The sequence below is a fragment of the Companilactobacillus nuruki genome, from assembly GCF_002872255.1.
Classification (GTDB): domain Bacteria; phylum Bacillota; class Bacilli; order Lactobacillales; family Lactobacillaceae; genus Companilactobacillus; species Companilactobacillus nuruki.
This window is the reverse complement of sequence record NZ_NIPR01000032.1, coordinates 1-8,341: the sequence shown is the minus strand read 5'-3', so window position 1 is coordinate 8,341 and position 8,341 is coordinate 1. Positions and strand designations below refer to the sequence as shown.

Here is an 8,341-nt window from a genome sequence, read left to right as displayed (position 1 = left end):
GTCGGTTATTAGGTGCTTACTTTGATCTCAACTTTGTAGTTGCTAGTCATCCATTTTGGTTGCCAATAAAAAAGAAGTCTAGAAATTAATCTAGGCTTCTTTTTTTTCGATAAAATCACTTGGAATAATATCATCCATTCCAATCATTGGATTAATGGAATTATTCATAACCATATCCATAGTCAAATGATATTCTTTCGGTTCTTCTTCAACTGAATCTTCATCAGCTTCGGTAACATTAGTTTTAATTTTAAATGTAACAAATATCCGTTCTTTTAACGTAGTTTGACGTTCACTAGATTGATCCTTTATTGACCTTTCAAAAGCAGATCTGTCCCCAACCATGATCAATAACCTCTTTGCTCGAGTAACTGCCGTATACAAAAGATTTCTTCTTAACATCCGTGATTCTTCATTAACCAATGGCAAAATAACCATTTCGAATTCCGAACCCTGAGATTTATGTATTGACGTACAATAAGCCAAAGTTACATTGACCCAATCTTTACGATCTAATGTAACCTCATTACCGTCAAAATCAATTACTAATTTATCAACATGATCCGTATTCTCTTTAGCAAGAATAATACCAATTATCTTACCAATCTCCCCATTAAAAACTTGTTCTTCAGGTGTATTGACTAAATAAACTACTTTATCATTAATACGATATTTAACATTTCCCACCGAGACTTCTTTTCGTTTCGGTTTCATTGGATTAACAACGTCTTGAATCACAAAGTTTAAATTATCAATTCCTGCCTGCCCTCGATACATTGGTGCCAAAACCTGCACATCAGAGATATCGAAGCCACGATCGCCTGATTTTTGAATAATCTGCGACAAAACCTCGGGAACATCACGACTGGTACAACCAATGAAGCTCCGATCAGCCTTATTTTGAAAAATACCATCAACAATAATACCTTCATTGATGTCATGAGCTAACTGAATAATAGTTGATTTTTCGTCCTGACGATGAATATTTTTTAGCATAGTAGTGGGAAAAACTTGACTATGAATCAAATCGGAGAAAACCTGTCCTGGTCCAACTGATGGCAATTGATCCTGATCACCTACCAAAACAACTTGGGTTCCAGGTTGAACTGCATCAATCAAAACTTTAAACAATTTAGTATCAACCATGGACATTTCATCAATGATCAACAATTTACAATCTAAGCTTGGCTCAGCAAACTCATCATCTTCAGTCCCAGTCAATCCTAGCAGTCGATGAATCGTCATTGCTGGTAATCCAGTTGATTCAGACATATGTTTTGATGCCCGCCCTGTAGGTGCAGCTAGTGCAATTGCATAACTATCATCATCTGGGTCTAAAGGCATGTCATTCAAATGGGCATAGGCAGCAACTATAGCATTAATAATTGTTGTTTTCCCAGTACCAGGACCTCCAGTCAATAGAAAAACTGGATTCAGTAATGATTGTTCAATTGCACGTACTTGAGAATCATCATATTGAACCTTGAAATCTGTTTCAATTTGTTTTAACTCGCGTTTAAGATCTTTTTTAGACCATGGTGTTCCCTTAAAGCTATCCGTAATCATCTTTAAAGATTGGGCAATTGACCATTCATTGTCGGACATTCCTTTTTCATAAACATGGCCATCTTCGACAGTTAAAATGCCATCCTTAACTAAATTACGTAAACCCTCGACCAGTTTTTTCATCATTTCATCATCTGCATTAAACCTCAATGCACCTGAAACTCTTTTGATTAACAAGTCACCATCTACATAGGTATCGCCAGTTTCATTAACAACTGAACTTACCATTTGAATCAGCGCACCTTTAATTCTTCTGGGATCATCACCTGTAATGCCCAATCTTTGAGCCAATTCATCAGCTCTTTTAAATCCAACTCCTTTGACATCAACTACTAATCGATAAGGATCTTCCGTTATTTTTTCCAGAGTTTGTGCACCATATTTTTGATAAATCCTAGCGCTGAGGGTTGTTCCAAATCCATAATTATTCAATTGGAACAATGCTTGCTCGGCTAAATGATTACTAGAGATCTGTTCTATCATTGCCTGAGTTTTCTCTTCCCCAAGCTTCAAAAAGTCCAATGCACTTGGATCTTGAAGAATCTTATCAATAGCATTATCACCTAATTTATCAACAATCTGAGTAGCTTTTTTCTTACCAATGCCGGGGAACTCATCACTTGAAAAAAAACTGATCAGTTCCTTTCGTCCACTAGGCATGGTTCTTTTATAAGTAGTGGCTTGGAATTGTTTGCCATATTTAGGATGATCAACAATTTTACCTTCAAATCGATATTCTTCCTCTTCAGAAATTTCACCAAAACTGCCAGTAACAACAATATCACCAGCATCCCAATCTGTATTCGTCTTTTTTACTTTAATAGTAAATATCTTATAAAGATTTTCAGGATTCTCAAAAAAGATAGCTTTAACGGTGCCAATGAAATATGGTTTCTCAGTCTCCGTCATTACTTTCTCCTTGTTTAATGAATTCTTGTAGATCAGCTAATTTCTTTTCATTCTTTAAATAATACTGTTCATCCAATTTCTTAGACTTATCCAAATAATTTTGATAATCCTCTTTTAAGTTCATAGCACATAAGGCCATATTAAAGTAATATTTAGCCTGTGGATTAATTTTATTAGCAATTTTATAAAACCCTAGTGACTCATTGAAATTACCGTTAGCGAGCAATAAATCAGCTAATAATTCATTGGCTTGCAAATCACTTGGTGCTTTTTCCGTTGCTGTTAAGGCATACATAATTGCTAATTGTTTTTTGCCTTGTTGGTTAAGTGTTTTTGCCATCATAAAATAGGCTTCAAATGCATAATTATCATCAACTAGTCTTTGAAAAATTTGATTAGCCTTATCAAATTCATCGGCTAAATAATAAATATTTCCTAAATTATAAAGTAAATCCTGATTATCTTTAAACATTTCCAAAGATCTTGCCAATAATTCTTCAGCTTGTTCCAAGTCGCCTGCTTGAACTAAATAAGTTGATAATTGTAAAATTTCTGGTAATTGTTTTGGATTCTTGTTCAAATCAGCCACAAGTAGCTTAATTGCTTTTTCCTTATCGCCCTGACTAAACATTTTTTCTGCTTGTTTGTTCATTTAATACCTCAAATTGTATCTGAACTCTCCAATTTTTTGTTCAAATATCCTGTTTCATTCCATTTAATTAATTTATATTCACCATTTTCATATCTTAAGTGAGTTAAGCTTGTATTTGACAGACCACCATTTTTTCTAATATCTGCTACTTTAGTACCTAACAATGACTGGATCATAGTTACCAAAGCTGCCCCATGACTAACAATTACTATGCTACCTTGTCCATTATTTTCATCAACAATCTTTTGTACAGCCTTAGTGGTTCGTTCAGCAACTTTTTCAAATGATTCTCCTCGAATTAAATCATAATCATAGTCAGATGGTTGATGTCTAAAAGCATAAATAACTTCAGGAATTTCCTTTTCTAATTCAGAGAATTTACGTCCTTCCATAATTCCCAAATCAAATTCACGCAAATCCCTTACAACTGTAAATGGTATCTCCCGATGTAAATCTTTAATGAGAGTCTCTGCCGTTGTTTTGGCTCTGGGTAATGGGCTAGCATAAACGTGATCGATTTCTGTATCTTCTAATCTTTTAGCCAATAAGCTAATATCATGTAAACTTTCTGGCAACAATGGTGAATCGCCATGTCCACCTTGATATTTTCCTTCTAAGTTCCATTCAGTTTTTCCGTGTCTGACAAAATACAATTCCATTTTATTCACCTTACCAAGTTAGTTAGTATAATTATCGGTTTTTTGGTAAGTTTTTTCAAGTTCACACCTAACTTTGCAGAAAATATTCTGATAAATTAAAAATGCCAACAATTCTCAATTGAGAATCGTCGACATTTCATTTAAAAATTATTGATTAAATGTATTGTAACTTCTTTTCAGCCATGTAAGCAGCATCAATTGTTGCTCCACCCAGACACTCCTCGCCATCATAAAACACAACCTCTTGTCCTGGTGTAATAGCACGAACTGGATTATCAAACTCAACATTGACCTTACCATCGCCTAAAACATGGACAGTCACGCCAGTATCTTGTTGACGATATCTAAACTTAGCTGTGGCATGGAAAGTATCACCATAATCCAAACCTGTAATAAATGACAAATCAGATGCATCCAAATGGTCAGCATATAATCTTGGGTTGTCATAACCTTGATCTACATAAAGAATGTTCTTAGACATATCCTTACCAACAACAAACCAAGGCTCGTTTGACTTACCATTACCACCAATACCTAAACCTTGTCTTTGACCAATTGTGTAGTACATAAGACCTGAATGTTGACCCTTAACCTCACCGTCAGGTGTCATCATAGTACCAGCTTGTGCAGGTAAAAATTCACTTAAAAACTTACGAAAGTTTCTCTCACCGATGAAACAAACACCAGTTGAGTCCTTCTTCTTAGCAGTAGCAAGTCCTGCCTCCTCAGCAATTCGACGAACCTCTGATTTTTGCATACCACCAATTGGGAACAATGCTTTTTGGAGTTGATCTTGTTGTACTGTACTCAAGAAATAAGTTTGATCCTTATTAGCATCGCCACCACGCAACAAGTGAACTACACCATTATCGTCACGGAATGACTGTGCATAATGGCCCATAGCAATATAGTCAGCGTTTAGCTTATTAGCATAATCTAAGAAAGCCTTAAATTTAACCTCTTTGTTACACATGACATCAGGGTTAGGAGTTCTACCCTTACGATACTCTGCCAAGAAATATTCAAAAACACGGTCCCAATATTCCTTTTCAAAATTAACAGAGTAATAAGGAATACCAATCTTGTTGGCAACCTTAGCAACATCTTCATAATCCTCTGTAGCAGTACATACACCTGAATCATCAGAGTCATCCCAGTTCTTCATGAAAACTCCAATAACCTCATAGCCTTGTTGTTTCAAAAGAAGTGCACTAACTGACGAATCAACGCCTCCACTCATACCTACTACAACACGCTTCTTCTTATTATCCATTTGAAAACCTCATTTATTTTACTAATACATTTTTTTCTTTTAAAAATTCCATTAAATATCTATAATCACTGACTTCTGCCTCAGTGTCTTTGATCTTAAACATATTTATATTATGCATACCACTTTTGTCAGTAATCGCTAATTTGAGACTTTCCAAATTTTTATCGACAGTTGCACGCAAATAATATCTAGCAGCATATGGAGACGATCCATTGATCGGATGTTCCAAACGAAAACTACCTTTGTTTGTTTCCTGAAAACCCGCATCCATAAGTGAATATTTTTTTACATCAGGATTAAGTTCATAAACTTCTTGATCCCCTTGTACTTGAGCTTGTCGTTTATCCATTTTAATCATCCCTTATAATAAATTTTTTACTAATTATATATAAGTCTGAATAACATTTACTAATTAGTCAAGTCACAAACGATTTCAACTAATTTATTAGTAAACTTAACAATCTCTTCTTCAGTATTATCTTTACCAAAGCTAATTCGAACTGAATCTTGAATTTTAGGACTATCTTCACCAAACATTGCTATCAAAACATGTGAAGGTTCCAAACTACCCGCAGTACATGCCGAACCACCTGAAATGGCAAATCCTTCTAAATCAAGACGAGTTAACAAAACTCCTCGATCAATACCTGGCAAATATAAATTCATCACATGATTCAAGGCATGAATATCTGTGGGTCCATTTATTTCAAACTCAATCTCATTTTCTTTAAGGATCTTTTGGATTGTTTGTTTAAATCCAAAATAACGAGTTTGTCTTCGTTGCTTTTCTTCCGGAGTTATCAGTTCTACAGCTTTTGCAAAACCAGCAATCGCAGGAACATTTTCCGTTCCGGCACGACGTTTGGTTTCTTGATCGCCACCTTTAATAAATGATGGTATATGAATCTCATCATTTATATAAAGAAAACCAATAAATTTAGGCCCATTAATTTTATGAGCTGATGTCGATAACATATCAATGTGTTGTTTTTTAACATCAATACTTTCCATACCATAAGCTTGGACTGCATCTGTATGGAAGAAGGCTTGATGATCTTTTAAGAGTTCACCAATTTCCTCAATTGGATTCATTGATCCAACCTCATTATTTCCATACATAATTGATACCAAAATAGTATCATCTCGAAGAGCATTTTTAACCTGTTCAACGCTGACTTCTCCACGAGCATTAGGCTTTAGATATGTTATTTCAAAACCTAATGATTCAAGATAAGCCATCGGTTTAAGAATTGCTTCATGTTCGATTGCTGTCGTTATGATATGCTTACCTAATTTTTGTCTAGATAATGCTGTTTCAATTACCGCTGTATTATCACTTTCAGTACCACCACTGGTAAAGACTATTTCTGAATCTTTAGCATTGATACTTTGCGCGATAACATGGCGACTTTCATCCAGCACTTTACGAGCTTGGCGTCCAAAAAAATTGGTAGCAGATGCATTACCAAAATTATTTGCCATTTGATCACTAATCACATCGACTACAGGTGTAGCCATTGGTGTAGTGGCAGCATTATCTAAATAAATAAATGCCACAATAAATCCCCTCTATTCTTGGTCTAAAAAGTTCAATAACATAATTACTGATTTGCGTCCGGCTTGTAAAACAAATTCGTCAAAGTTTACACTAGCATTTTCGTCTCCAACATCACTCATTGAACGAATAACAACAAATGGTATATTGAATTGAGTACAGACTTGAGCCACAGCTGCACCCTCCATCTCAGCTGCCAAAGCATCTGGGAACGACTTTTTAATTGTAGCAATTTTTTCTTTAGAGTCAACAAATTGGTCTCCAGTTACAATTAAACCAGTTTTTGATGTCAAACCGGTTCTTTTAGCAGCCGCAGCAATTGCTTTCACATAGTCTGAATTAGCATTGAAATATAATTCTTGTTGAGGCAACTGACCAACTTTATATCCAAATCCAGTTGCATCGACATCATGATAGGCCATTTTTTCAGAGATAACTACATCACCAATATGCAATCCTTCGCCGATACCACCAGCTGAACCTGTATTAACGATAAAATCTGGTTGGTAACGTTCATTAATAATTGTCGTGGTCATCCCTGCTTGAACCTTACCAATACCACTTTGGGCGAGATATACTTCATGATTCTTATATTTACCGCTTGTAAGTTCAACACCAGCAACTGACTCATTAGTTACATCAGTCAATGATTCCTTCATTAATTTTATTTCTTCTTCCATAGGAACAATTACGCCAATCTTCATACTTTAACTCCTCTTTAATTTGTTATATATAAAACAATATTAGAAAAACCAGAACAACCAGGCCGAATACAGTTATAATTGCAATATTTAATTTCTTTTTCAATTTATTTGTCTTATTTTCAAAAGACTGCAAATTTTCTTGAATTATTTGTTCCGGATGTTGTTGCTTATATTCTTCTTCAGCACGAAGACGTTCTTGTTCGCGAATTCGCTGCTGTTGTTGCTCAATTTGATCTGCCCGCACCACTGTCTGGGGTTGATCTGTTTTCTTAAACTTTGAATTATAAAAGTCTTTTATCTTTGAAAACATCTATTTTTCCTTTGCCTGCAATAATTCCCAATAGGTAATTGCATAAATAGTCTTAGAATCACAGATTACGCCAGTCTTAATTTGTTCTTTGGCTTCATCTAAAGTCAATGTTTCCACATTCAGAAATTCATCTGGATCAAGGGGCCGTTTGAACTCTACTTTCTTTAAATTAGTGGCTTTAAATACAGTCAACTTTTCATTAGAATAACCTGGACTAGCAAAGAACTCTGTAACCTTTTCTAATTTATCAGTAGTTAAACCTAATTCCTCATCCATCTCACGTATTGCGACTTCTTTTAAATCATCGCCTTCATCTGGGTCAATTTTACCGGCGGGAATTTCCAAAGTTTCTTGATCTAAAGGTGTCCGCCATTGTCTGACAAAAATCATTTTATTATCATCAGTAAATGGAATAATAGCAACAGCACCATGATGTAAAACTACCTCTCTAATATCAGGAATACCATTAGGTAAAACTACTTGTTCAACATCAACATCAAAAATCTTTCCACCAAACATTCTTTTCTTGGCTACCACTTCTTCGTAGTATCTTGAATCCTCTTTATTCATTATCCAACCTTCTTGATATTTATGTTATTAATTATCTTAAAACCATACATGATATTGTAACACGCCAGGTGTTTCAAAAAAATATTAAACTAGATATATTAATTTATATACTAAACTATTTTACCGTAAGCACCTAATAACTG

At 34.8% G+C, this 8,341-nt stretch carries 9 protein-coding genes; all 9 read right to left on the bottom strand.

Features of this window, described 5'->3' with window-relative positions:
- Positions 1-90 precede the first annotated feature (90 nt).
- The 9 genes from recD2 to CBP76_RS08435 all read right to left on the bottom strand — a co-directional run bounded on the left by recD2 (position 91) and on the right by CBP76_RS08435 (position 8,198).
- Positions 91-2,475 carry an SF1B family DNA helicase RecD2 gene (gene recD2 / locus CBP76_RS08475; RefSeq protein ID WP_102196470.1) on the bottom strand — a complete coding sequence of 795 codons (2,385 nt, stop codon included), beginning with the start codon at positions 2,473-2,475 and terminating at the stop codon, positions 91-93.
- Entirely contained in the window at positions 2,462-3,127 is a 666-nt protein-coding gene (locus CBP76_RS08470; RefSeq protein WP_102196469.1) for a tetratricopeptide repeat protein, read from the bottom strand. Before CBP76_RS08470 ends, recD2 begins: the two co-directional genes overlap by 14 nt.
- Positions 3,128-3,135: 8 nt before the next feature.
- Positions 3,136-3,786: a histidine phosphatase family protein gene (locus tag CBP76_RS08465; RefSeq protein ID WP_102196468.1), complete on the bottom strand. Its 651-nt coding sequence runs from the start codon at positions 3,784-3,786 to the stop codon at positions 3,136-3,138.
- 154 nt (positions 3,787-3,940) lie between these two features.
- The gene (mnmA, locus tag CBP76_RS08460) at positions 3,941-5,059 is read right to left on the bottom strand and encodes a tRNA 2-thiouridine(34) synthase MnmA (protein WP_102196467.1); all 1,119 of its coding nucleotides are present in this window, start codon (positions 5,057-5,059) and stop codon (positions 3,941-3,943) included.
- A gap of 13 nt (positions 5,060-5,072) precedes the next feature.
- Complete coding sequence (locus CBP76_RS08455; protein WP_102196466.1) at positions 5,073-5,408, bottom strand: hypothetical protein; 336 nt, start codon at positions 5,406-5,408, stop codon at positions 5,073-5,075.
- 59 nt (positions 5,409-5,467) lie between these two features.
- The gene (locus CBP76_RS08450; protein WP_102196465.1) at positions 5,468-6,616 is read right to left on the bottom strand and encodes a cysteine desulfurase family protein; all 1,149 of its coding nucleotides are present in this window, start codon (positions 6,614-6,616) and stop codon (positions 5,468-5,470) included.
- A gap of 12 nt (positions 6,617-6,628) precedes the next feature.
- Positions 6,629-7,318, bottom strand: coding sequence for a 5'-methylthioadenosine/adenosylhomocysteine nucleosidase (locus CBP76_RS08445; RefSeq protein WP_102196464.1), 690 nt, complete (start codon positions 7,316-7,318; stop codon positions 6,629-6,631).
- 22 nt (positions 7,319-7,340) lie between these two features.
- A complete protein-coding gene (locus CBP76_RS08440; protein ID WP_102196463.1) occupies positions 7,341-7,628 on the bottom strand; it encodes a hypothetical protein in 288 nt (95 codons plus the stop codon).
- Complete coding sequence (locus CBP76_RS08435) at positions 7,629-8,198, bottom strand: NUDIX hydrolase (RefSeq protein ID WP_102196462.1); 570 nt, start codon at positions 8,196-8,198, stop codon at positions 7,629-7,631.
- Positions 8,199-8,341 lie beyond the last annotated feature (143 nt).